Raw genomic sequence first — 25,219 nt, 5'->3', positions numbered from 1 at the left:
TTCATGAAATTATGTAATTTTTTTTAGTAAATATTTAAAGAATCTATTTTCATAAATAAATTAAAAAAACAAAAAGTATAAATATAACTTTGATGAAATATTATATTGTTCTTATACAAATCAGAAATAATTAGATTTAAAAAAGAAATATTTTTATATGCAGGGGTGCCCGAGCTGGCCAAAGGGGGTGGACTTAAGATCCTCTGGCGTAGGCCTACGTGGGTTCAAATCCCATCTCCTGCACTTTATAATAAACTAATTCTAAAATTTAATTGCCTTAGTGGCTCAGGGGTAGAGCGATGCCTTGGTAAGGCATAGGTCGAGGGTTCAATTCCCCCCTAAGGCTTATATTTATCTGATTAATAAGAAATATAATATTTTTTTTATATGCAGGGGTGCCCGAGCTGGCCAAAGGGGGTGGACTTAAGATCCTCTGGCGTAGGCCTACGTGGGTTCAAATCCCATCTCCTGCACTTTATAATAAACTAATTTTATTAAGATTTATTTAAAAAATTATTAACTATTTTTTCTAGAAATTATATTTAACTTTATATTATATCTACACAAGACATATTAAGTATAAGAAAGATATACTTGAAATTAGTAAGAAAATAATAAGGAGTTAGATAAATGGTTAAAGCTGACGTAACAGATATGTTAATTTTAGCTCTAATTTCTGGAGTTACTGCAATATTAACATCTGTAATGGGAATTAGTGGTACTGTTATTGGTGCTGTTGTATCATCACTAGCGGCTGAAATGTTAAAAACATATATTAAAGAACCTGTAAAGGATAAGATTGCCGAGTATGATGCTTCAAGTACAGAAACTACTTATTATGATACAGATAGTTCATATACTGATTATAATATTAATAAAAAATATCAGTACACTAAAGAAACTCATGATGACTCATCACATATCAGTACTAGATTGTTATTTTTATTTCCATTAGTTGTTATTTTAATTATAGAATTAATACACTTCCTAGGTACTATTAATATCATACCTAATACAGTGGTATACAACTTAGAATCATTAACTAATTGGACATTATTTAGAACTATAGGTTATGCTCTTATTGTTATGGGATTATATCCATTAGTCTCTAAAAAACTTAGTACTCATCATGGTATTATCTTAATTATTGTAGGAATCATTGAATTAATCATAGGTTATGCTGATACAAGTACACAAGCTTCAATGCTATTTTCAGTATTTAGTTCATTAAAGGAATATGTAAATATACTTATTATATTAGCAATATTATATACTGCTCTTACAGTACCTAATGAAATTAAAGAAAAAAATAATTATCGTGAATTTAGACATGAACCTATAAATAATAATTTTAAAAATGAATTCCATAACAATACAAAGAAGTTTCATAACAAAAAATTTAACAACAAAACAAATTATAAATCTAGAAGAAACTATAAAAATAGAAATTTTAAAGATGAAGATGAAGATTACTTCTATTATTATGAAGAAGAATAATCTCTCTCACATATTTTTTTTAAACATTTTTTTAAGAATTTTCAATATATGTTTTTATTACTCCACGACCACTATTTCTAAATGCACGTGCTACTCCACCTTGTCCTAATTTTATACCCCCAAATTTACGTGAAATCATAATCATATATCCATCTAAATTATATTCCTGAAGTAATTCAAGTAGTACTCTACCAGGAGATCCCACCTCTCCATCATTACGTGAATCTTCATCATTACCTACTATTGCTGCATAACAATGATGGGCTGCCTTTTTATATTTCTTATTGTGTATTTTCTGTATTTCTTGAATATCATCTGTAAGATTTTCTATCTGATATAAATGTGCATAAAATTTACTTTTACGATCAACTAGTTTTCCAGCACAGACCTCTTTTATTGTCAAAGTTATCACCTAATTTATTATATTATTTTTATAAGTCTTATAGATAAGTTTATTATATAAATAAAAATTAAATAATACATAAATAAATAAATTTTTTTTAAAAGTTATAATTATTTATAATAAAGTGAGCTATATTATGCCTAAGAATATAAAAAATAACACATTAAAAGAAATTCTTGATATTATATTATATGAAGCACCATCAACACAAGATGAAATTGCTGAAAAATTAAATATAAGTCGAAGATATGTAACTAAATTATTAAAGCCATTAATAGATGAAAATGTTATTAAAAAAGCATATGTTGTTGATTTAAAAAAATTCAATGAAATATCTGAAAACTATGAAACAGAAAATTCTCTACCAGAATATTCTGGAGAATACTTCATTAAGGAAATGATGAAGGAAATGGGTGAACAAATCTGTAAACAATTTGCATGGTCATTTGAAGCACTGAAAAACAACGATGTTGATTTGGCTCAAAAAGCATTAGATGAAGATTTGAATACAAATCATATGTATACAAAAATTAAGTCATCCACTGATACAGTTATATCACTAGATCCATACTTTGAATTTAACAACACAATAATGTTCAATGAAATTGCATATGATATGGAACGTATTGGTGATCATATATGTCATATACCAAAATTTGTTCTTGAGGAGAATAAGGAAGTTAAAGAACCAATTATTGATGTATTAGAAGAAATGTATGAAATGTCAGAAACTATGTTTAAAAAAGCTGTTCGTAGTTTTCTTAAAAGAGATGTGAATATTAAGGAAAAAATGGATCGTTATGAAAGGGAATTAACTAACTTACAAAAATTAGCTACTAAGAAAATATCCAGCCAAATGGCTAAAGATAATATAGATAAGAAAAACTCAACATATTACTTAGTATTATTTAGAGTTGTTAAATCCTTTGAGAGAATTGGAGACATATCTATTGAAATAACCGAAGCTACAACCCAATTTTATATTGAAAACCAATCTTATAATAACAGCACCCATTTTAAGTATTTTAATAATAAAAATTAATTTTTAAAATTTTTATTATTTTTTTTTAGAATATTCTAATTGATAAGAAAGGTTTTTTAAAATATAGTTCACTTTTTTTACACTCTTTTATATTTTTTATTCACTTATCTACAGAACAATAGTTCATAATTTAGGAACACTTTTTTTTATTAATTCATATATAGTTCACATGAATTCTAAAAAAGTACAATATATGTGAATTACATAAGCAATGAGTTCCTATTTTGCACATAAAAGTACCCATAATAACCAACCTTTAAATAGACTACCTACAAATTATGAAATATACAGGGAGAAAAAAATGAAATAAAATTATAAAGTTAGAGGTATAATTTAGATGAAACATAATTATAAATTCATAATACTAGTAGTTATAATACTACTAATAGCTGGATTTATGGTTTTTGCCCCAGGAGTTGAAAAGCATAATAACATAGCTATAGCAGGTTCTACGTCAGTACAACCTGTAGCAGAAAAATTAGCTGAACAGTATATGCAAATAGACTCTAGTGATAAATTAACAGTACAAGGAGGAGGATCTTCCATGGGACTAAACAGTGTTAAAAAAAGTTCAGCCCAAATAGGAACATATTCTTCCAAATTAGCATCCAAAAAAGCAGGAGCTAATGTTAAACAAACAAAAATAGCTACTGATGGAATAGCAATTATTGTAAATCCAAATAACAAAGTATCAGACCTAACAAAAGACCAAGTAAAAGATATTTTTACAGGTAAAATAACTGACTGGAGTCAAGTTGGAGGAACACCTGGAAAAATAAATGTAATAACACGTGAAGATGGTTCAGGAACCAGAGACGCTGTTACAAAAGTAGTGTTAGATGATGAAGACTTTGTTAAAAATGCAGTTGTACAAAGTTCAACAGGATCATTAATGCAATCAGTATCTTCAGATCCAAATTCAATAGGATATGCATCATTATCAGATTTAAGAGAAAATCAAATTAAAAAATTAAAAATCAATGGTGTGGAAGCTACAGATTCAAATATTAAAGATGGAAGTTACGTAGTACAAAGACCATTTTTATTCTTAACTAATTCAACCCCAGATAATCAAACACAAACATTTATTAACTGGGTACTAAGTGATGAAGGTCAAAAAATCGTATCAGAAGAAGGTTTAGTCCCTGTAAATTAAAACTTTCTAGAATGTGAAATGAGGATTAAAATGACAAATATCAAATTAAAAGAATTAATTGTAGAAAAAGGTCTAATGATAATTGCAATACTATCTGTAATTATAATATTATTAATCATAGGATTCATACTCATAGAAGGTATGCCTGCAATAGAACATATAGGATTTTTCAATTTCCTTTTTGGAATGGAATGGGAACCTAAACATGATATATATGGTGTACTTCCAATGATTATAGGTACACTTGAAATGATGGTAATATCATTAATTATTGCAATACCATTATCAGTAGGCTGTGCAATATTCATAACAGAATATGCAAACAATACAATGAAAAAAATATTAAAACCAACAATACAAAGTTTAGCTGGGATTCCTTCAGTAATCTACGGTTTCTTTGGACTAGTAGTTCTAGTACCATTTATTAGAGAACACTTTGGTGGAACTGGATTCAGTTTAATAGCAGCAGCAATTATACTTGCAATAATGATTCTACCAACAATCATAAGTGTAACAGAAGATGCTATTATGGCCGTACCTGGATCTTTTAAAGAAGCATCACTTGGACTAGGTGCAACAAAATGGCAAACAATATATAAAGTAATCATACCATCAGCAGCACCTGGAATAATAACAGCAATTATTCTAGGAATGGGAAGAGCTATTGGTGAAACAATGGCAGTAATTATGGTAGCAGGAAACGTTGCTCAAATACCTGGATCAATATTTGAACCAGTTAGAGTACTTACATCAAACATTGCAATAGAAATGGGTTATGCTATAGACCTACATTATAATGCATTGTTTGCAACAGGAATTATACTATTAATAGTAATTATGATATTAATAGCAATTGCAGACTACATAGGATATAAATCTAAGATGCAAGGAAGTGGTGATTTATGAATGCATCAACCACTAAAAAACAAGATACAATAATGAAATATGTATTCTGGGGATTAGGATTATTAACATTACTAATTCTTATTGTGATAATAGGATACATATTAATTAATGGTCTACCACATATAAGTTGGGAATTCCTTACAACAAGTCCTAAAGACTTTGGAGCTGAAGGTGGAATTCTTCCAATGATTGTGTCTACAATCTATGTAACATTCTTTGCAGTATTAATTGCAACACCTATAGGAGTAGGTTCTGCAATATACTTATATGAATATGCTGGTGAAGGAAAATTTGTAAAAGCTATAAGATTCTGTTCTGAATCATTAGCATCATTACCATCAATCATCTTTGGTTTATTTGGATTAGCATTCTTTGTAGAATTCTTAAACTTAGGATGGTGTATCTTATCTGCATCACTTACATTAGCAATTATGGCAATGCCAACTATTATGAGAACAGCAGAAAATGCATTAGAAGCAGTCCCTCCAAACTACAGAGAAGGAAGTCTTGGAATGGGTGCAACAAGATGGCAGACAATAGAAAATGTAATATTACCTGCTGCAATACCAGGAATTATTACAGGAGTAATACTTGGTATGGCAAGAGCAATAGAAGAAACAGCAGCAATTATGTATACTGTTGGATCATCAACAGCAATACCAATAACAATATTTGATCCAGCAAGACCACTACCATTACACCTATACATGTTAGCTACTGAAGGTATTTCAATACCAAATACATTTGCAACTGCTACAGTATTAATTGTAATAATATTAGCTATAACAATCTCAACAAATTATCTTGTTGACAGATACCAAAAGAAAATGATGGGAGAATAATATGAGTAATAAAGTAATTGAAGTTAAAAACCTAAACACATACTTTGATGACCATAATGTACTTAAAAATATTAACACAGATATTGAAAAAAATTCTGTAACTGCATTAATTGGTCCATCAGGATGTGGTAAATCAACATTTCTACGTACATTAAATAGAATGAATGATCTAATACCAATCTTTAGAAAAGAAGGACAAATTCTACTAGATGGAAAAGATATTTATGATAATAATGTAGATGTTGTAGAACTTAGAAAAAAAGTGGGAATGGTATTCCAGAAGGCAAATCCATTTCCAAAATCCATATATGATAATGTTGCATATGGACTCAGAATCCATGGTGAAAAAGATGAAGATAAAATAGAAAAAATTGTAAAAAAAAGTCTTAAAGCTGCAGCGTTATGGGATGAAGTAGAAGATAAATTAGATAAATCTGCATTAGGATTATCTGGAGGACAACAACAACGATTATGTATTGCAAGAACAATTGCAGTTTCTCCTGAAATAATATTAATGGATGAACCATGTTCTGCATTAGATCCTATATCAACAATTAAAGTTGAAGACCTTATTAACCAATTAAAAAAGGATTACACAATAGTCATTGTAACACATAATATGCAACAAGCAACACGTGTATCTAAATACACATCATTTTTCTTAAATGGTGAAATTATAGAAACTGGAAATACAGATGATATCTTCCTTAATCCTAAAAATAAACAAACTGAAAATTACATTACAGGAAGATTTGGATAAGTATTATAAAAAAAGAAGGAATAAAAAAATGCCAGAACTTAGAAGAAGATTTAGAAAAAAAATTAGAGAAATAGAAGAATCTACAGAAAAATTATCTACTTTAACAATAGATAACTATAAAGAATCTATAGAACTATTCCACAATTATAATGATGAACAATACAAAATCATAGAGGAAAATACTAATAGAATTGTTAAAGAAAGTAAAGAAATTTATTCTATGTCTGTGAAAATTCTTGCAATGGAACAACCAGTTGCTACTGATTTAAGATTCGTAGCAAACACTATAAAAATCGCTAACCATTTAAAAAGAATTGGAAAATTATCATTTAACATGGCAGAAATTGCTAATGAAATAGAAATAGAAAAAATTCCTAAAAAACCATTAGATTCAATGGATCAAATGGCTCAAGAAGTGGAAAACATGTTAAATAGAAGTATCAGATCATATCTTACAAAAAATCCTGAAGAAGCAGCAGAACTTGAAGAAGATGATGATATTGTTGATGATTTATTTGATGAATTCCTAGTTACTGTAACAAAAGCAATGAAAGAAGATACAAGTACTATAAATACATTGGTTCCATTCTTATTAATAGCCAGATATCTTGAAAGAATTGCAGATAGATCTGAAAGTATAGGTGGAAGAGTTCTACTTATGCAAAAATATCACACTGAATAGAATATCCAAAAAATATAATGTTAATAGATAGAAGATTAAAGGTAGTCTTTCTAAAAAAAAGTTGAAATTATAAATTAATCCCTATAAATTTAAATTAAATAAAAAAACTATGTTATAAAAAGTTATTTTAAGATAAAAGTAATACTTCCCCTTTATATATTACTCAAAAAATATAAAAAAAATCCTTTAAATCCCCAACTTTTATCTATTAACCACCTTTCTAAAGCCAAAAAAGATATTCTACTTCTCCTCCCATCATTTTTTTTATTTTTAGAAAAATTTTTATAGAAAATTTATTGTTAGAAAAAGAGTTACTATTTTTTAAAAAAAAATATGAAGATGAAAAGAGATTTATTCATCTTTAAGAGTTATTGATGCATGTCTTGCAGCCCAACATTGAACACATACCCCTACAGGTAAACCTGCAGTATGTGTATCTGCTAATTCAATATTTACACCTAATGTTGTTGTTTTTCCACCAAGTCCCATAGGTCCAATTCCAGTATCATTAGCAATTGTTAATAATTCATCTTCAAGATTTGCTAATCTTTTATCCTCATTTTTATCTCCTACTGGTCTAAGTAATGCTTTCTTTGCTAGTTTCATTACCATGTCAGATGAACCTCCAATACCTACACCTATTACTGTAGGTGGACATGGTTTTCCTCCTGCTGATATTATTGCTTCTTTAAAGAATTTTTTAATTCCATCAATTCCCTCTCCTGGTAGGAGCATTGCTAATTTATTATTGTTTTCTGAACCAAATCCCTTAGGAAATACTGTTAATTCAAGTTCTGGTTTATCTGACAATTCAACATTTATTTGTGGAATTGATTTACCTATGTTATTTCCAGTATTTTTTCTTGTTAGTGGGTCTACCACATTTGTTCTAAGAGGTACTGTCTGTGTAGCTTTTTTTACCCCTTCAATTATTCCTTCCTGAAGATTTTCCACTTCTACTTTTCCTAGTTTTACAAATATTATTGGTAAACCTGTATCCTGACACATAGGTATGCCTTTTTCTTCTGCTATATCAATATTATCTAGTATAGATTTGATATTTAACTTAGCAATATCGCTTTCTTCAACATCATAAGCATTTTTAAGTGCATTTTTAACATCTGTTGGCAGTATTATTGCAGCTTCTTTGTATATTTCACATACTGCATTTGCAATTTGTTCTTGAGTAATCATGTTTTCATCCTTAATAAAAAAAAATTTTGTTAGTTATTAAAAAATTATGTTAAAACTAATATTAATGTGTTTTAGATTTAATTTCTAAAAAAAAAGTTCTAAAAAAAAATTCTCTATGAAGTTTAAAATAAGATGAAAAAGAGGAAAAAATTATACTAAATAATTCATTCCATTAAACCTAATTCTTTACTTTGTTGATCTACGAAGTTTTGAATAGCTTCTATATGTTTTTCATCTAAGTGTTTAAATCTTTTTTGTACTTTTAAATATTCAATTATAGGTAGTTTTTCTTTTGGTTTAACTGTAATATTTAATTTTCCATGATCAATTTCATAAAGAATCCATGCATAAGTATCTACTGCTAATTTTCCTAATTTAATTGTATCTTTAGGAGCATAACCCCATCCTGTAGCACAAGGTTGTAATACATGAATATATGCTGGTCCTTTCACTTCTGCAGCCTTTTTAACTTTTTCCATTAAATCATATGGATGAGAAACACATGCTGTTGCTACATATGGAATTCCATGAGCAGCCATAATCATTGCCATGTTTTTCTTAGGTTTATCTTCACCAAAACTTACTTTTCCAGCTGGAGAAGTTGTTGTACTTGCACCAAATGGTGTTGAACTACTTCTTTGAATACCAGTATTCATGTATGCTTCATTATCATAACATAAGTATATTATGTTTTGTTGTCTTTCCATAGCTCCAGATAATGATTGTAAACCTATATCAGTTGTACCACCATCACCACCAATTACAAGAACATTAACATCTTCTTTTCCCTGTGCTTTAAGTGCTTCTTCTACACCACTTGCTACTGCTGAAGCATTTTCAAATGCTACATGTATCCATGGAATTTCCCAAGAAGTTTCTGGATAAGGTGATGTAACTACTTCAAGACATCCTGTTGCTGAAACTGCAACTGTATTTTGACCTAATGCTTTTAGAGCTAATCTTACAGCTATTGTAGCACCACATCCTGCACATGCTCGGTGTCCTGATGCTAAATATTCTTTTTCGTCAATACCTTTCATCTTAATCTACTCCCTTAATCCTATCCATTCTATATCTTTTGTTGGATTTTCGGTTTTTTCAATGATTTCTTCTATATCTATTGGAGTTATGTCTCTTCCACCTAGACCTATTATGAAACCATATGTTTCATTATCAAGTGCTGCTTTTACATCCATATATACAGCTCCACCTGCACCAAAGGATATATCTTTATCAATAACAGCTAATTTTGCATCTTTAACTGCTACTTTTAAAGCATCTTTTGGGAATGGTCTGTATGATCTTATTCTTACTAATCCTACTTTTTTACCATTTTCTCTTTCTTTGTCAACAACATCTTTTATTGTTCCACAAAGTGAACCCATTGCTATTAGGATTATGTCTGCATCTTCAGATTTATATTCTTCAATAAGACCATAGTATCTTCCAAATAAGTCACCAAATTCTTTACCTACTTCTTCAATAACATCTAATGAGTGTTCCATAGCTATTTCCATGTCATGTCTAATTTCTAGGTATGATTCTGTATCTGCTAATGTTCCTAAAGACATTGGATCTTCTGGGTCAAGATATGAATATCCTCTTGTATATTTTGGTAGGAATGAATCTACTTCTTCTTGTGATAATACTTCAACAGGATCTACAGTGTGTGTTAATATAAATCCATCTATACATACCATTGTAGGTAATAAGATATCCTGATTTTCAGATATTTTATATGCTTGTAATATTGTATCAAATGCCTCTTGACCAGTTTCTGCATATAACTGTATCCATCCACTATCTCTTTCAGATATTGAATCTTGTTGATCATTCCATATGTTAATAGGTGCTGATAATGCACGATTTGCATTAGCCATTACTATTGGTACTCTCATACCAGCTGCTGCAAATACTGGTTCATGCATATATGCTAATCCTTGACTTGATGTAGCTGTAAATACTCTTACACCAGCTCCTGATGCACCTATTGCTGCACTCATTGCACTGTGTTCTGATTCTACTTTTATATAATGAGCATCCAAATCACCATCAGCAACATAATCTGCTAATTTTTCAGATATTTTTGTTTGTGGTGTAATTGGATATACAGGTATAACACTAGGTCTTGCACGTTTTACTGCTTCAGATACTGCTTCTGCAGATGATATAACTTTTTTAACCATATTTATTCCCTCACCATTTTAATTGCGTCAACTGGACATTCCTCTGCACATATTCCACAACCTTTACAATAGTCATAATCATGATTAAATTCTACTGAAATACAACCATCTGGACAGAATAAATAACAAAGACCACAGCTTATACATTTATCTTTATCTGCAACAGGTTTAAATGTCCTCCAACTACCAGTTTTATTTTTTCTAGTACTTCCAGGTTCTTTAACAACTGCTCCTTTTGCTACCATATTTTCACCTATTCCTTATTCATTTGCATATTTATTGTAAATAAATTCTGTAGCTTCTTTGTTTACACTAGCTACTTTTCCTTTAAATGTATCATCTATTGTTTTTAATAAGGAATCTAGAGACACTACTCCAGTTTTAGCTGCTAAGAAACCTAACATTGTTGTATTTACAATATTTCTTCCAATAATATCTAATGCCACTCCTGTAGCATCAACGACACTTGCATCAATATTTTTTTCTTCAAATACTGATAAATCATTATTTGTTGAGTTAAGTAATATTGAACCATCATCCAATATTCCTGATGTTACATCTACCACATTTACTAAGGTATCATCCAATACTACCACATATTTAGGTGAGTATATTTGATATCGTCTTCTTATTGGTTTATCACTAATTCTAGCGAATGCTGTTACTGGTGCTCCTCTTCTTTCTACACCAAATGAAGGGAAAGCTTGAGTATATTTACCTTCCTCAAAAACTGCTTTAGCTAAAATTTCAGCTGCAGTTACAGCTCCTTGGCCCCCTCTTCCATGAAATCTTATTTCAATCATTGAGAATATCCTCCAATTCATCTCATAATATTATATTGTGAATAAAAATAGTTATGTTTAGATAAATGTATTTTTTTATAAATAGAATTTTTTCAAATATCTACACTATAATTAATCATGTTAAATCATTATATTTTTTATTATATTTATAATTGTGGTAATTTATAATGATAAATTCATCAATATAATAATAGTATATATAAATACTATGAATTATATTTAATTATAATTAAAAAAATTTGATATAATAAGGGTGTGAAAAAATGAAGATTTTAATAATAACTGGACTTCTTGCAGAGAATATAATCCGAAAAAATCTATCATGTTATGATAAACATGAATTATATCTAAAAGTCATGCCCATGCCTATTGCAGCATTTATAACACCCAAACTTATAGTATATCATTTAAAACAACAAAATATACTCAAATCAATAAATTCTAATAAAACCACACCTATTGATAACATTGACATGATAATTACACCTGGTCTTATGCAACAAAGTAGTGCTGAAATTCAAAAACAACTAAACATACCCTCATACAAAGGTCCAACAAATGCAGCAGACATTACTCTTACATTAGACATACTAGATAACATCACATTATCCACATCAAAACCTGCAAATATACTAATTAGAAACAAGCAGTATGAAAATGCCATGGATATTATTAACAATTATTCAGCTGATAAAGAGAAAATAGAAAAATTACTAGAAAAAGATTCTAATATTCTTATAAATAACTGCCCACTTGGTCTTGATTTTCCAATGAGAGTACTTGGCGAAATAGCCAATGCACCTACATTAACAGAAAAAAAATTACTAGAAAAAGCCCAGTATTATATTGATTCTGGTGCAGATATGATTGATATTGGAATGCATGCAGGAGAAAATAATCCTCAAATGGCTTATGATATGGTAAAATTAATTAAAGACAATTATGACATACCTGTAAGTATTGATACATTAAATAGTAATGAAATTAATATGGGACTTGAAGCAGGTGCTGATTTAATACTTAGTGTTGATCATGGAAATTATGAAAAAGTAATAGATAATATAGAAGATCATGGAGTAAGTGCTGTTATTCTACCAACAGATTATTCAAGAAATTACATTCCACAAACACCAATAGAGCGTGTGAAATCACTTGAAAAAATAGATAAATTATGTTCAAATATTACCACAATTGCAGATGTATTACTTGATCCTATTAACAGTCCATCATTAACAGATTCAATAGTAGCATGTAGTTTATTTAGGAAAAGAAATCCTACAAAACTATTATTTTTTGGAGTAGGTAATGTGTCAGAATTATTAGATGCGGATAGTAATGGAGTACATGCCCTATTAGGTGGAATTGCAATGGAATTAGGTGTTAGTATATTATTTACTCCTGAAGCAAGTCTTAAAACTAAGGGTAGTATAAAAGAATTAAAAACCACATCTAACATGATGTTTATATCAAAACAAAAAGAAACAATACCTAAAAATATAGGTATTAATCTAGTATCCCTAAAGGATGCATATAGAAAAGATGATGCTTCAATTGAAACATGTAACCTACCACATATTGATGCTGTAGCAGATGGAAAATTTACTCAAGATAAGGGAAGTTTTAAAATAATATTAGAGGATAACCTTATTAAAGCAATATTATATCAAAACTATGAAAAAACAGCAGTAATTCAAGCAAAAACTGCAAGGGCAATCTATGAGGAAATACTAAGAAGAGATTTAATTAGTAGATTAGAACATGCGGCATATCTAGGTATGGAACTTGAAAAGGCAGAAATTGCCCTAAAACTAAATAAACAATATATTCAAGATTTTCCAATATTCTAGAGTATGAACTTTTTTTTATAGATATGAGTATCCAACAAATATCCTCTTTTTTAGTAATTGATAAACGATATCCTGGCAGTCCGGACATAGTATTACCTAAATACAGAACTATTGTGTTTATTCACGGCTGTTTCTGGCATCATCATGAAGGATGCAAATATGCATTGATACCAAAATCAACGTTGATTTCTGGAAAAATAAACTTTACGAAAATAAAAAGCGTGAAAAATGCAACAAAAAAGAACTGGAAGAAATGGAATGGAGAGTCATTACTGTCTGGGAATGTCAACTTAAAAAGTGCATAGATGAAGAGACACTTGAAAAATTATATAATCAAATAACATCAAATATCAGAAATATGAATTTTATATATTATTCCTTATTCATATATTCTTTAACTCTATCTTTAAAAGTAAAATAGAATTTCTCTGCATCCCTTATATGTATTTTAATCATCCTATCCCAATTTTCTTCGTTTAATGGATCTATATTATCATGTTTGATTTCTATTATGGATGCTTTTTTATTGTTTAACCTTTTCCAATCCAATGTTATTCCCATTTCTTTTTCAATTTCATCTTTTTGAGAGGACAAATAATCAAATAATTCTTTATCATCATCTATGTAAATATAGTTAAACAGAGCATTTTTTCTGGAATTCATTGTTAAAGAGATATGACATAAACTGTTACCTATTGGTAAATCATACCAATGTCGTGGTTGTGGTTTTCTGGGATTAAATGGAGTATCATTATTATCTAGATATTCAAAAAATTTTGTCCAGTAATCCAATTGAGTTAATTTTAAATCAGTGATATTATTTCTGGGTGACTGAGAACTTTTTACTGTTTTTGTCCAATTATTCGGGCTGGATATGATATTGAATTTTGGTGCTATACTTGAATCATCAATTTTCCATAATTCAATTTTTATAAGAAAAATATTCAAGTCCTTATCCGTGTGTTCATTTAACCAGTCAATTGCTTGTCTATGCTCTTCCCGTACCTCTTTAACTATCCATATAATTGTATTTGCATTATGTCCTGAAGCATAGGTTATGATTTTTCCCAGATGATCATGATCTGTCTGTTCCAATTGATTTTCTATAATTATTATATCATCACTATAGGTATCTTTTGCCAGTATATCTGTATTGAATGAACCTATTTTTGCTTCAGTTTCTATTAATTCAATATCCAATCCTATTTCATTACTTAGTATTTCAAGATTTTCTTCTTGTGCTAACCAAGGTGTGAAATCTCTTGCTTCATTATTCCAAATCTTTCTTAAATCTTTCACTTTTGTAAGTTTACCTAATGTAATCATTTAACAAATCATCCTTTTAATTCTTTCACATATTCATGGCATCTTCCACGTATTCTGTCCACGAAGCTCATGTTATCTGGTTGTCTTAGTACCTGTTTGTAGTTGTTTTCTTTTATTTCCAGTGCATTTACTTCTTTTATAGTTGTTTTTCTCTTTTATCAGAGTGATTTTTATCATTACTAACTCTTGTGTATTCCATCTTTTTGTTTCCAGTTCCTTTCGTATGTTGTCATAGTTCTGTCGTAGTTTTATCTGTGTATTCTGTTTTTAGTACTAGATCTTGTTTTTTGGCTTCTTATTATTTCGTTGCAGTTGTCTTTGATTTCTTCCAGTGCTGTTATTCTCATCTTTAGTATGTTTTTCTTCACTTATATTTTATGTTACTTCATGGTATGCTACTTTCTTAGCTCCGATATGATAAAATATGAACGTGATATGATATGAATAATATTCAGGTAAGATTGAGGAAAAAAGGTAGTATGTAGATAAGATTAATATAAGAAAATATCATTCCACAGATAAGACTGACGTTTCCAAAAGCATGGAAATAGTCTGATAATTATTTTTTAAAAGATTAATTAATGATTTATATATCATATAACGTATTTTTAGAGTATATTAAATGTAAGAAACAGGTATCTTTATTAGGTCATTGTAATACAACAACCCAATAAATTTTAAGTATGTTAGTTAGTTTATGTTTTTACAGATGAAAACATGTCTTTGTATTTATCTTCAGAATTCCATTATCTAACTTTTTAAGAACAAAAGTACTTTGTTGAACAGTACTATCTTTAAAAACCATGAATAACGATCAAATAATTGATATTAATCTATATGCATATTGTATCATATCATATATAACTATTAAATAATAATAAAACAATATAAGTTAAAATAAGTAGAATAGATGAATTATTTTAAAAAAGGATATAAAAAAAAATTTTTGTCAGATACTCAATATGATTTAAAATCAAATCTATTTTTTCCTATAATTAATATCTTAAAAAATATATTCAATAGTCTACAATAGTTTAATTGTATATAAAATAAGATAATTAAAAAAAACTTTTAGTTATAATCACTATATTTTGAAGTAGGGAGATTAAAATTTGACAGAAACTATTTGTACACAATGTGGAAGCAAACATGTAGTTATCCATAGAAAATACAATGGACAGAAATTATGTAGTAAATGTTTTAGAAAATCCATTGAAAAACAAGTACTTAGAACTATTAAGAAAGAAAAATTAGTTACAAAAGGTGATAAGGTTCTTGTAGGGTTATCTGGTGGAAAAGATAGTGTAGCACTACTTAAGATATTGAATATTCTTAAGGAAAAAAATATAATTACACTAGAAGCAGTTACTATAGATGAAGGTATTAGTGGATATCGTGAAGAGGGTATTAGAATAGCTAAGGAAACTGCAAAGGCACTTGATATTAAACATCATATTGTTTCATTTAAAGATAAGTACAACTTCACTATTGATAAAATAATGGAAGCTGAAGCAAAAAGTAATGATGCACAACATGCCTGTACATATTGTGGTGTATTTAGAAGACAAATATTTAATCAAGTGGCAAGGGATGTTAATGCAACAAAACTTGCAACAGGACATAATCTTGATGATGAAACCCAAAGTATTGTTATGAATTACTTAGAAGGTAACGTTAATAATATGGTAAGAATTGGCTATAAAACACTCTCCCAAGATAAACGTTTTACACAGAAAATAAAGCCACTGCGTAAAATACCTGAAAAAGAAATAGGATTATATGTTTTAGAAAGCGGATTTGAAGTACATTTTGATGGATGTCCATATGCACATGAATCATTTAGAATGGAAATAGGTGATTTTATAAGAGAAACTACACTAAAACATCCAACAATCATGTATTCAATACTCAATGGTTTTGAAAAAATAAAACCTGCAATTAAAAAGGAGTATATGGCAAATCATACTGGAAAACCTAATGGTACCTGTAAAAAGTGTGGTGAACCTGCTTCTCAAGATATTTGTAAATCATGTAAATTCCTAGAGAAAATCTATGAAAAAATAGGAGAATAAAATATGACTATAAAATTAATCAATAAAAAAGATATTAAAGATATTGAAATTAGTGAAAACACAACTATTGCAGATATTTTAAAAAAAGAAGAAATACCTATTGAAACAGTTGTTGTTAAATTAAATGGTGATACTGTAACTGAAGATGAAAAAGTAAAAAATGGTGATGAATTAGAAATCATTAAAGTAATCTATGGTGGATAAATCTTATTCACTACTAAAACCACTATCTATTTTTTTGTATTATTATATCAAGATCCACTAGAAATTCATCAATATGTTCTTTTTTTATATGTGGCATTAAAACTAATCTAATTACATGAGGATATTCAGCCAATGATACTATCCATCCATATGCCTGTAGTTGTTTTTGTAGTGTGTCAACATCAATATTGTCTACCTTAAATGATATTATATTTAATTCTGGTTTATGTATTATTGTAACGTGTTTATTTTTATTTAATTTGTTGTATGTGTATGTTGTTAGATTTATTACTTTTTCAACTATTTTTTTATATCCTTCCATTCCATGGTAGTTTAATAATGTCCATGTTGCTGCTGTTGATGCTCCTGTTCTTGTACCTACTATTGTTGTTTGTTTGTCCTTTGTTAGGTATGGTGTTTTAATTGATAATTTTTCAAGATATTTTTTCTTCCTAAATATAATTCCACCTGATGGAACTGGTGCAAGTCCCATTTTATGTGGATCTATAGTTATGGAAGATACACCTTTACACTTAAAGTCAAAGTTTAATTGATTGTTATTTTTATAATTTAAAAAGGGTATTATAAATCCACCAAGTGCAGCATCCACATGTAGATATACTCCATATGATTTTGCAATTTTTGATATTTCGGGAATATCATCAACCAATCCTAACTCAGTAGTACCAGCAATACCAACCATTGCCATGGTATTATCAGTTATTAAATCAGGTAATTTTGTAACATCTATTTTATATTCATTATTCAATGGAACATAAACTGGTTTAACAGACAACATAGACAGTACCTTTTTAAATGAAAAATGAGCACTTTTTGGTAGAATTAACTCAGGAGTACCCTCATTTTCTTCTTCATATAGATACTTTGCAACACACATTGCCATAATATTAGCCTCAGTACCACCAGTTACAATATGACCACAAGGATTCTTTAGATGTAATAAGTTACCAAGAGAATTAATAACCTCTTGTTCCATTAAAGCAGTACCTTTAAACAAACCAGGATCCCCAAGATTAGTTTCAATAAACATTTTATATGCTTCTAATCCCACAGGATCTGGTTTTGTACACATAGATCCTAATATTCTACCTGAACTATACTTCATATCCATATTATGAAAAACATTTAAATCCCTAAATACATCTTCCTTACTTCTTCCTTTATCAAACATTCTTTAACCTATAAAAAAAATTTTAGTTAATATAATCATTATAAAATATATAGTTTTTAATAGATATATCTTAGACAACAACATGATACAAAAAAATAGAATTCATACATTAAACCTACAATATCCAAACTGTATAATACAATATATCTAATTTTTTTAATTATACAATAAATTTAAAAATAGAAATTCCCAAATAATTTATAAAAAAAATGATATGTTTAAAAAAAATATGTAATTATTTTTCTAAAAAAATAATGGGTGGTGAAGAGTGTTTATTCTTTTAAAGTAATTATTCATCCATTAATGCTTTTTTAGCTGCTTCGAGCATGATTTTTTTCTCTACTTTAGCAACAATTTTTCTAATTGTTGGAACTGCATCAGTATTTGCAGAAATACTATCAATACCTGCTTCTACTAATATTTCAACAATTTCAGGTTTACTACCTGCTTGACCACAGATACTTGTTGTTACTCCAGCTGCTTTACATTTTTTAATTACACTTTTAAGTAATTTAATTATTGCTGGATGTGCTTCAGAATAATGTTTTGCTACTAATTCATTATTTCTATCTAAAGCTAAGGTATATTGTGTTAAATCATTTGTTCCAAAGCTTATAAAGTCAAGACCTTCTGCTATGAAATCTTCAATAATTATCGCAGCTGCTGGTGTTTCAACCATCATACCAAAGTCAACATCTTTATGAGGTTCTAAACCTACACTTCTAGCAATTTCTTTTGCTTGACGTAATTCTTCAGGTTTATGTAATAAAGGTAACATTACACCCACATTAGTATAACCTTGTTCATGTAATTTTTTAATTGCCTTAAATTCTGCTTTAAGAATATCAGGTTGATCAATTTCCCTTCTTATTCCTCTCCAACCAAGCATAGGATTTGCTTCATCAGGTTCATTTTCTCCACCTTCTAATGTTTTGAATTCATCAGTTGGTGCATCAAGTGTTCTATACCATACTGTTTTTGGATAGAAAACATCAACTACTTTTAAAATATTATCCACTAATACTTTTACAAGTTCATCTTCTCTTCCTTCATCTATGAATTTATATGGTACTGTTCCTGTTGCTAACATCATATGTTCAGTTCTAAGTAATCCTACTCCATCAGCACCAGTAGCATATGCTTTTTTAGCTGCTTCTGCCATACTTACATTTACTTTTACATCAGTAACTGTTATTAATGGAGCTGCAGATACATTTGTTTGAGTGGTTGTTGATTCTTCAGAATCTTTATCTCCACCAAAGTCTCCTTCATACACTATACCCTTTTTACCATCGATTGTAACTTTAGTATTTTCTTTAAGAACTGAAGTAGCTTCACCTGTTCCAGATACACATGGAATTCCAAGTTCTCTTGAAATAATTGCTGCATGACATGTTACTCCACCTTCATCTGTTACAATACCATTTGCTCTTTTCATAGCAGGTACCATATCAGGTGTTGTCATGGTAGTTACAAGTATATCTCCATCTAGAATTTTATCAAGTTCATCTAATTCTTTAATAACTTTAACTGTACCTGATACTAATCCAGGACTTGCACCTAAACCACGTGTAATAATTACTCTTTCTTCATCATCAAGAGATTGAGTATCTTCTGGAATATCATCAAGTGTTGTAATAGGTCTTGCTTGTAACATGTAAACTTTACCATTTTCAACACCCCATTCAGTGTCCATTGGAGCACCATAATGTTTTTGTATTCTTCTACCAAGTGTTACTAATTGTTCAATATCACTATCTTCTAAAACTTTTTTATCTTTTAGATCATCTGGAACATCTATTTGAATTGTTGAACCTGTTTTAGAATCTTTAGTAAACATGGTTTTTTTAGTATTTACAAGGTATGATTTTACTTTATCATTTATTTTATCATAACGACAAGTATCTGGAGTTACTATACCAGAAACTACACCTTCTCCAAGTCCCCATGCTCCTTCAATTAGCATTTCTTCTGCTCCTGTAGATGGATCTACAGTGAACATTACACCTGCTTTTTCAGAGTCAACCATTTGTTGAACTACAACTGCAATTAATACTTTTGAATGATCAAATTCATTTTCTTCTCTGTAAAATATTGCTCTTGCTTCAAATAAAGAAGCCCAACATTTTCTTACATTTTCTAAAACATCATCTATTCCAGAAATATTTAAATATGTTTCTTGTTGTCCTGCAAATGAAGCATCAGGTAAATCTTCTGCTGTTGCAGATGATCTTATTGCTACTACTACTTCATCTAAATCTACTTTTAAACATAACGCATTATAAGCTTCAATAATTACACGTTGAATATCATCTGGTATGTCTGTTGTTATAATTAGATTTTTAATATCATCAGCTACTTTTTGTAATTCTAATGTATCATTAATATCTAAACCATTTAACATATCATTAATTTGATTGATTATTCCAGTTTTAGTTATGAATTTATTGTATGTTTCAGAGGTTATTACAAAACCTGGTGGTACAGGAATTCCTGCATTTGTTAATTCACCAAGATTTGCACCTTTACCTCCTGCTATAGGTATGTCTTCCTTACCTAATTTTTCAAAAACTTTAACATAATTCATCTATAACACTCTTCTTTAATTTAATTTCATTCCATTACTTTTCTTCGAAATTTAATTTATAACCATATAAAGGATTAAAATTAACCATAGTGTGGTTATATAAATTCCACTATTTATTCTATTATTGAATCCTTTTTATGAATTTATAGCCATAACCTATATCTAGAATTGAACAAGGTCGTGTCCTTTATCAATTACTAATTTACAGGTTACTGGTAATTTCATTGCTGCTCTGTTAAGTGCAACTTTTGCTTTTTCAAAGTCTTTTACTTGAACATATGCAGTGATGATTTTTTGGTTTGCACGTACTAAAGCTTCTGAACTTACTGCTTTACCAAATGCTCCTCTCATACCACTTTGTACCCTATCTGCCCCTGCACCAGTAGCCATAGGATTTTCTCTTACTATGTGGTGAGGATATGTTCTTATTTTTAATCTGTAACCTAATTTACCAGTTGTTCTTTGTAAATATCTGTTTGCAGCAATCCTTGCAGCTTCTAAAGAATTGTGTGATAAATGTGTGTGTTCTTTAACTGCTAATGTTACTTCTAATGGAAATTCTCCAGATAAATTACCCATATCATACTGTACAATTTTTGATGCTGGGATTTTTCTAATATAATCTTTTCTTGTGTATGGTCTAACCATTGATTTTTCCTCCTGTAAAAATAAATACTTTTTTTCTATAAAAAAAATATTTAAAAAAAATTCATTAATAATACAATAAATAGTATTCTTTAAAATTATTGAATTACATGAAAAACATGAATTCGAATATACTAATTTATGATTTGTTAAAGATATTATATAAAAATAGTGTTAATTAATTTAATAAATACTATTAATTTAGTATGTTTTAGTTATCATAATAATTATAAATCATATACAATGAAATATTTAATAATATAAAATAAATTATATACTAAAAAAATATAGGTTCTATTTATATGAAAGTAAAAACTAAGATAACATTCACATATTCAGATAATAAAAATGCTCAAATTGCATATAACTCATTATATCCTGATAATGAAGGATTTATTGAATCAAAAGTTGAAAACAATAAATTAATTTGTTATATTGAAAATGAGAAAATAAGTACTGTTTTAAATACTATTGAAGATTTAATTCAATGTGAAAAAGTAATTGAAGTTACATCAAAAATAGTATGAAAAAAAGTTAGGGATAATAAATCCCAATTAATTACTTATTCTTCATCTAATACTTCTGGAGCATCTTCAGATTCTTCTTCTGGTTCAGGTTTTTCATATTCATCAATAAATTGAACTTTTTCAATTTCATCGATGTTTTCATATGTTTCTCTTGCTACTCTGAATTTAGATAATGTTATTTCTTGTGCAGATCTTTGTTCGAATCCTGCTAATTTATCTAATGTGATTTTAGCTACACCATCTTCAATAAGAATTTCTGTTTTTTCTAAGTCAATGTTAGGATTTCCATAGTATACTTCTATTAATCCTTTAATTTTTTCAACATTATCATCAATTGTATCTACAATTTCAATTTCATAAATTATATCTTTACCAGCTAATTCATGGTTGAAATCTACTCTTACTCTTCCACCATCTACAGTTCTTACAATTCCATGTTGTCCATCTAATGATAAGGGCATGCCTACAAATGGTTTAATGTTTTGTTTTTTGAATTCTTTCATTGGAATTAATTGAATTAAACTTGGATCTCTTTTACCAAATGCTTCTTCACATGGGATTTCTACTGTTTGTTTTTCTCCTACATCCATTTTTTTAATTTCATCATGTAATTTTGAGAGTAATTGAGTAGATCCTACTGCAAGAATCATTGGGTGATAATCTTTGTTTTCGTTTTTGATACCTGCTTCTTCAGCAACATCTTCATATGTTGTATCAAATACGTCTCCAGTTTCTTTAACTTTTCCAGTGTAATTTAATTTTACAAAATCTTTATCATCTATTGGCATACTTTTCCATTTTCTCCTTTTAAATTATTTTCCAAATTAACTTTAAATTTATTTAGAACTTCTTTATTTTTATATCCTAAAATTTTAATTTTTTGTGGATAATTATTAATATATTTATGTATTTCATCCTTAAAAATACATACCTCCAATACACTTAGTATTCTTTGTTTTCTATGACTACTAAATCCAAAAGTAATACTATCTAATAATTCATCAACATTACTAAATGGTCTGTTATTTATTATATTATTAACAGTTTTATTATCTATAAGAGTTAAATTAGATAAATCTTCCCTTGATAAATGATTAGCATTGTATATTAATCGCTTATTTAACCTACAATCATGTAAAGGAGCATGATTTAATTGGATTTCCTTTTCTATCATATTAATAGTTTCTTTAGGTAGCATATCTGATAAATCATTAAATTCATTATTAGATATACATTCTCTTATCCTAGTACCACTAACATTTTCTAAACGAGGAATAAAAATAAATTTATTCTCATAATTAAAATTAATTTTACTTAAGGATTTGGCTAATGAAACAATAACATAGTCATCATTACTTAGCTTACCATTAAGTAACACCTTTTTATCTTCCATTGAAATTATCTTGTATGGTTTAGGTGCTACTCCCTTACCTTTATTTATATATTCAAGTATTATTTTAAATTTAGGGTCATTACTAATATATCCCCTAGGAATATAATCAGCATTTAATGCCTTAAATAGAAGTGCTAAACATAATGAATACTGTCCAGAACCCATTACTCCCATTGGAGGACCTTCTATAGCAATGTCTGCACCTAAACTAATAGCTAACTCTGCTCTTTTTTTACGAGGTAATATATATGGTAATCCTCTACCATTACGTTCAAATAAACCTGGAATAATAGCTACAAACAGACATTCAGGATGTTGTTTTTTTGCTTCATTCATACAAAATAAATGACCATTATGTAATGGAGAATATTCAGTAAAATCTGCAATTATGGGAGTTTTATTCTTATTATTAAGAATTTCTAAACCACTACATTCTAAATCATCATAAAATGTTTTTCTATCCCTATCTAAAATACATTCAACATAATCTTCAAGAGTCATTAAATCAACCTACAACAATATATAATAAAGAAATATGTTTATTATAATATATACTTGTTTAAAAAAAAAACAAACATTAGTGTATAATAAAACATAAATAAAGAAAATAGAAGGTGAAAAAAGATGAGTAATCTAGTACTAAAAAACTGTAAAACAATAGATAATAAAATAGTTAATATCATCATAGAAAATGGAATAATAAAAGATATTAAAAAAACAATACTACCTTCAGAAAAAGAAACAGATACCATCTGTGATATAAAAGAAAATATAATTATTCCAGGATTAATTGATACACATGTACATCTAAGAGATCCAGGTATGACACAAAAAGAAACATGGACCACTGGAACACAAGCAGCAGCACATGGGGGATACACCACCATAATAGACATGCCAAATACACTACCTGCAACAGATACAAAAAAAGCTTTCCAAGAAAAAAGAAACATTGCTACAAAAAAATCATATGTTGACTTTGGATTACATGCAGGTGTAAAAACACGACAAGATGTAATGGATATTATGAGTGAAAAACCTGCATCATATAAAATATTCATGGATTTATATACAAACAAACAATTAGATGAAATGTTTAACTATGTAAGTCAAACAAACAAACCATTATCCCTACACTGTGAAGATAAAACATTAGTTGACTATAATATTAAAACTATGAAGAAAAATCCATTAAATAAGAATAAAACAATCACATATAGTTATGCTAGAAGTGCACTTGCAGAATTAATTGCAGTAAACAGAGCAATTGAATTAGCAAAAAAATACAAACTACAACTACACTTGTGTCATATAAGTACAAGGCAAACATTAGAATTAATACATGAAGCAAAAGAAAAACTAAATATATCCATTGAAGCAACACCCCATCATATATTTCTAGATAACACAACATATGAAAGATATGGAGTTAAAGCTAAGACAAACCCACCACTAAGGGATAGTAACTACAACATAACCATAGATAATTTAAATGAATTTGATAGTATAGGTACTGATCATGCACCACATACAATTGAAGAAAAAGAAAAAGATACATGGAAGAGTGCTGCAGGAATTCCAGGACTTGAAACTGCCCTAAAATTATTATTAACAGAAGTAAATAATAAGAGATTAACATTAGAACAACTAGTAAAATTAACAAGTACTAATCCTGCAAATATATTTAACATACCAAATAAAGGTAAAATCAAAAAAGGTTATGACGCAGATATTACAGTAATAAACATGAAAGAAACAGGAAAAATAAGTATAGAAAACACATACACCAAAGCTAAATATACACCCTTTGAAAATAGAGACTATGTTGGTAGTAACATCATGACAATCAATAGAGGTAATATTATTAGTCAAGATAATGATGTGTATAAATATGATAGTAAATACATCTACTAAAAATATAATCTCCCATCTAATTTTTTTTATAAAAAAAGTAC

Annotated in this window: 25 protein-coding genes and 3 tRNA genes; 16 read left to right on the top strand and 12 right to left on the bottom strand. The window is 28.5% G+C overall.

Going from position 1 to position 25,219, the window contains the following annotated elements:
• Positions 1 to 159 precede the first annotated feature (159 nt).
• The 4 genes from BZ132_RS01860 to BZ132_RS01845 all read left to right on the top strand — a co-directional run bounded on the left by BZ132_RS01860 (position 160) and on the right by BZ132_RS01845 (position 1,497).
• Positions 160 to 243, top strand: a tRNA-Leu gene (locus BZ132_RS01860).
• 31 nt (positions 244 to 274) lie between these two features.
• Positions 275 to 346, top strand: a tRNA-Thr gene (locus BZ132_RS01855).
• Between the two features lie 43 nt (positions 347 to 389).
• Positions 390 to 473: transfer RNA gene (locus BZ132_RS01850), tRNA-Leu, on the top strand.
• A gap of 157 nt (positions 474 to 630) precedes the next feature.
• A complete protein-coding gene (locus tag BZ132_RS01845) occupies positions 631 to 1,497 on the top strand; it encodes a hypothetical protein (RefSeq protein WP_286940283.1) in 867 nt (288 codons plus the stop codon).
• 31 nt (positions 1,498 to 1,528) lie between these two features.
• Here BZ132_RS01845 and BZ132_RS01840 read toward each other — a convergent pair whose 3' ends face one another.
• A complete protein-coding gene (locus tag BZ132_RS01840; protein ID WP_394295760.1) occupies positions 1,529 to 1,909 on the bottom strand; it encodes a YigZ family protein in 381 nt (126 codons plus the stop codon).
• A gap of 127 nt (positions 1,910 to 2,036) precedes the next feature.
• Between BZ132_RS01840 and BZ132_RS01835 the strand changes: the two genes are divergently transcribed.
• The 6 genes from BZ132_RS01835 to BZ132_RS01810 all read left to right on the top strand — a co-directional run bounded on the left by BZ132_RS01835 (position 2,037) and on the right by BZ132_RS01810 (position 7,288).
• Entirely contained in the window at positions 2,037 to 2,942 is a 906-nt protein-coding gene (locus tag BZ132_RS01835; protein WP_286940281.1) for a phosphate uptake regulator PhoU, read from the top strand.
• A 337-nt stretch (positions 2,943 to 3,279) separates the two neighbouring features.
• Positions 3,280 to 4,098, top strand: coding sequence for a phosphate ABC transporter substrate-binding protein (locus tag BZ132_RS01830; RefSeq protein ID WP_286940279.1), 819 nt, complete (start codon positions 3,280 to 3,282; stop codon positions 4,096 to 4,098).
• 30 nt (positions 4,099 to 4,128) lie between these two features.
• Positions 4,129 to 5,004, top strand: a complete 876-nt coding sequence (gene pstC, locus BZ132_RS01825; protein WP_286940277.1) for a phosphate ABC transporter permease subunit PstC — start codon at positions 4,129 to 4,131, stop codon at positions 5,002 to 5,004.
• Positions 5,001 to 5,846 carry a phosphate ABC transporter permease PstA gene (gene pstA, locus BZ132_RS01820; protein WP_011405951.1) on the top strand — a complete coding sequence of 282 codons (846 nt, stop codon included), beginning with the start codon at positions 5,001 to 5,003 and terminating at the stop codon, positions 5,844 to 5,846. Before pstC ends, pstA begins: the two co-directional genes overlap by 4 nt.
• Before the next feature lies 1 nt (position 5,847).
• A complete protein-coding gene (pstB, locus tag BZ132_RS01815) occupies positions 5,848 to 6,606 on the top strand; it encodes a phosphate ABC transporter ATP-binding protein PstB (RefSeq protein ID WP_011405950.1) in 759 nt (252 codons plus the stop codon).
• Positions 6,607 to 6,634: 28 nt separating this feature from the next.
• Entirely contained in the window at positions 6,635 to 7,288 is a 654-nt protein-coding gene (locus tag BZ132_RS01810) for a PhoU domain-containing protein (protein ID WP_011405949.1), read from the top strand.
• Positions 7,289 to 7,639: 351 nt separating this feature from the next.
• Here the strand turns inward: BZ132_RS01810 and BZ132_RS01805 are convergent, their stop codons facing one another.
• From BZ132_RS01805 to BZ132_RS01785, 5 genes are all read right to left on the bottom strand, one after another.
• Positions 7,640 to 8,482 (bottom strand): fumarate hydratase, encoded by an 843-nt coding sequence (locus BZ132_RS01805; RefSeq protein WP_011405948.1) that lies wholly within the window; start codon positions 8,480 to 8,482, stop codon positions 7,640 to 7,642.
• A 164-nt stretch (positions 8,483 to 8,646) separates the two neighbouring features.
• Positions 8,647 to 9,522: a pyruvate synthase subunit PorB gene (porB, locus tag BZ132_RS01800; protein WP_011405947.1), complete on the bottom strand. Its 876-nt coding sequence runs from the start codon at positions 9,520 to 9,522 to the stop codon at positions 8,647 to 8,649.
• A gap of 6 nt (positions 9,523 to 9,528) precedes the next feature.
• Positions 9,529 to 10,668 (bottom strand): pyruvate synthase subunit PorA, encoded by a 1,140-nt coding sequence (porA, locus tag BZ132_RS01795; RefSeq protein WP_011405946.1) that lies wholly within the window; start codon positions 10,666 to 10,668, stop codon positions 9,529 to 9,531.
• A 2-nt stretch (positions 10,669 to 10,670) separates the two neighbouring features.
• On the bottom strand, positions 10,671 to 10,913 hold the full coding sequence (porD, locus tag BZ132_RS01790) for a pyruvate synthase subunit PorD (protein ID WP_011405945.1): 243 nt from the start codon (positions 10,911 to 10,913) through the stop codon (positions 10,671 to 10,673).
• 15 nt (positions 10,914 to 10,928) lie between these two features.
• The gene (locus BZ132_RS01785) at positions 10,929 to 11,471 is read right to left on the bottom strand and encodes a pyruvate ferredoxin oxidoreductase subunit gamma (protein ID WP_011405944.1); all 543 of its coding nucleotides are present in this window, start codon (positions 11,469 to 11,471) and stop codon (positions 10,929 to 10,931) included.
• Between the two features lie 263 nt (positions 11,472 to 11,734).
• On the opposite strand from BZ132_RS01785, the gene BZ132_RS01780 reads away from it, so the two are divergent.
• Positions 11,735 to 13,318, top strand: coding sequence for a dihydropteroate synthase-like protein (locus tag BZ132_RS01780; protein ID WP_011405943.1), 1,584 nt, complete (start codon positions 11,735 to 11,737; stop codon positions 13,316 to 13,318).
• A gap of 23 nt (positions 13,319 to 13,341) precedes the next feature.
• Positions 13,342 to 13,623, top strand: coding sequence for a hypothetical protein (locus BZ132_RS07630; protein ID WP_353743713.1), 282 nt, complete (start codon positions 13,342 to 13,344; stop codon positions 13,621 to 13,623).
• Positions 13,624 to 13,690: 67 nt separating this feature from the next.
• Here the strand turns inward: BZ132_RS07630 and BZ132_RS01775 are convergent, their stop codons facing one another.
• Positions 13,691 to 14,644: a DUF4268 domain-containing protein gene (locus BZ132_RS01775; RefSeq protein ID WP_011405942.1), complete on the bottom strand. Its 954-nt coding sequence runs from the start codon at positions 14,642 to 14,644 to the stop codon at positions 13,691 to 13,693.
• Between the two features lie 1,112 nt (positions 14,645 to 15,756).
• On the opposite strand from BZ132_RS01775, the gene BZ132_RS01770 reads away from it, so the two are divergent.
• Entirely contained in the window at positions 15,757 to 16,716 is a 960-nt protein-coding gene (locus BZ132_RS01770; RefSeq protein WP_286940273.1) for a TIGR00269 family protein, read from the top strand.
• 3 nt (positions 16,717 to 16,719) lie between these two features.
• Positions 16,720 to 16,920 carry a MoaD/ThiS family protein gene (locus BZ132_RS01765; protein WP_011405940.1) on the top strand — a complete coding sequence of 67 codons (201 nt, stop codon included), beginning with the start codon at positions 16,720 to 16,722 and terminating at the stop codon, positions 16,918 to 16,920.
• 22 nt (positions 16,921 to 16,942) lie between these two features.
• Here BZ132_RS01765 and mfnA read toward each other — a convergent pair whose 3' ends face one another.
• The 3 genes from mfnA to rplJ form a co-directional block, all read right to left on the bottom strand.
• Positions 16,943 to 18,112 carry a tyrosine decarboxylase MfnA gene (mfnA, locus tag BZ132_RS01760; RefSeq protein WP_011405939.1) on the bottom strand — a complete coding sequence of 390 codons (1,170 nt, stop codon included), beginning with the start codon at positions 18,110 to 18,112 and terminating at the stop codon, positions 16,943 to 16,945.
• A 289-nt stretch (positions 18,113 to 18,401) separates the two neighbouring features.
• Complete coding sequence (gene ppsA / locus BZ132_RS01755; protein ID WP_112149343.1) at positions 18,402 to 20,699, bottom strand: phosphoenolpyruvate synthase; 2,298 nt, start codon at positions 20,697 to 20,699, stop codon at positions 18,402 to 18,404.
• A 162-nt stretch (positions 20,700 to 20,861) separates the two neighbouring features.
• Positions 20,862 to 21,347: a 50S ribosomal protein L16 gene (rplJ, locus tag BZ132_RS01750; RefSeq protein ID WP_011405937.1), complete on the bottom strand. Its 486-nt coding sequence runs from the start codon at positions 21,345 to 21,347 to the stop codon at positions 20,862 to 20,864.
• 299 nt (positions 21,348 to 21,646) lie between these two features.
• On the opposite strand from rplJ, the gene BZ132_RS01745 reads away from it, so the two are divergent.
• Positions 21,647 to 21,871: a KEOPS complex subunit Pcc1 gene (locus BZ132_RS01745; RefSeq protein WP_011405936.1), complete on the top strand. Its 225-nt coding sequence runs from the start codon at positions 21,647 to 21,649 to the stop codon at positions 21,869 to 21,871.
• Positions 21,872 to 21,906: 35 nt separating this feature from the next.
• Here BZ132_RS01745 and BZ132_RS01740 read toward each other — a convergent pair whose 3' ends face one another.
• Together BZ132_RS01740 and BZ132_RS01735 are read right to left on the bottom strand one after the other, a co-directional pair.
• On the bottom strand, positions 21,907 to 22,659 hold the full coding sequence (locus BZ132_RS01740; RefSeq protein ID WP_011405935.1) for a peptidylprolyl isomerase: 753 nt from the start codon (positions 22,657 to 22,659) through the stop codon (positions 21,907 to 21,909).
• Entirely contained in the window at positions 22,650 to 23,765 is a 1,116-nt protein-coding gene (locus BZ132_RS01735; RefSeq protein WP_011405934.1) for a nucleotidyltransferase family protein, read from the bottom strand. The genes BZ132_RS01740 and BZ132_RS01735 overlap by 10 nt, the downstream gene beginning before the upstream one ends.
• A 123-nt stretch (positions 23,766 to 23,888) precedes the next feature.
• On the opposite strand from BZ132_RS01735, the gene BZ132_RS01730 reads away from it, so the two are divergent.
• On the top strand, positions 23,889 to 25,178 hold the full coding sequence (locus BZ132_RS01730; RefSeq protein ID WP_286940267.1) for a dihydroorotase family protein: 1,290 nt from the start codon (positions 23,889 to 23,891) through the stop codon (positions 25,176 to 25,178).
• Positions 25,179 to 25,219: the final 41 nt, after the last annotated feature.

It is taken from the genome of Methanosphaera sp. DEW79 (assembly GCF_003266085.1).
Taxonomy (GTDB): Archaea; Methanobacteriota; Methanobacteria; order Methanobacteriales; family Methanobacteriaceae; genus Methanosphaera; species Methanosphaera stadtmanae.
The sequence above is the reverse complement of the archived record's forward strand: the minus strand, read 5'-3'. Positions and strand labels throughout refer to the sequence as shown.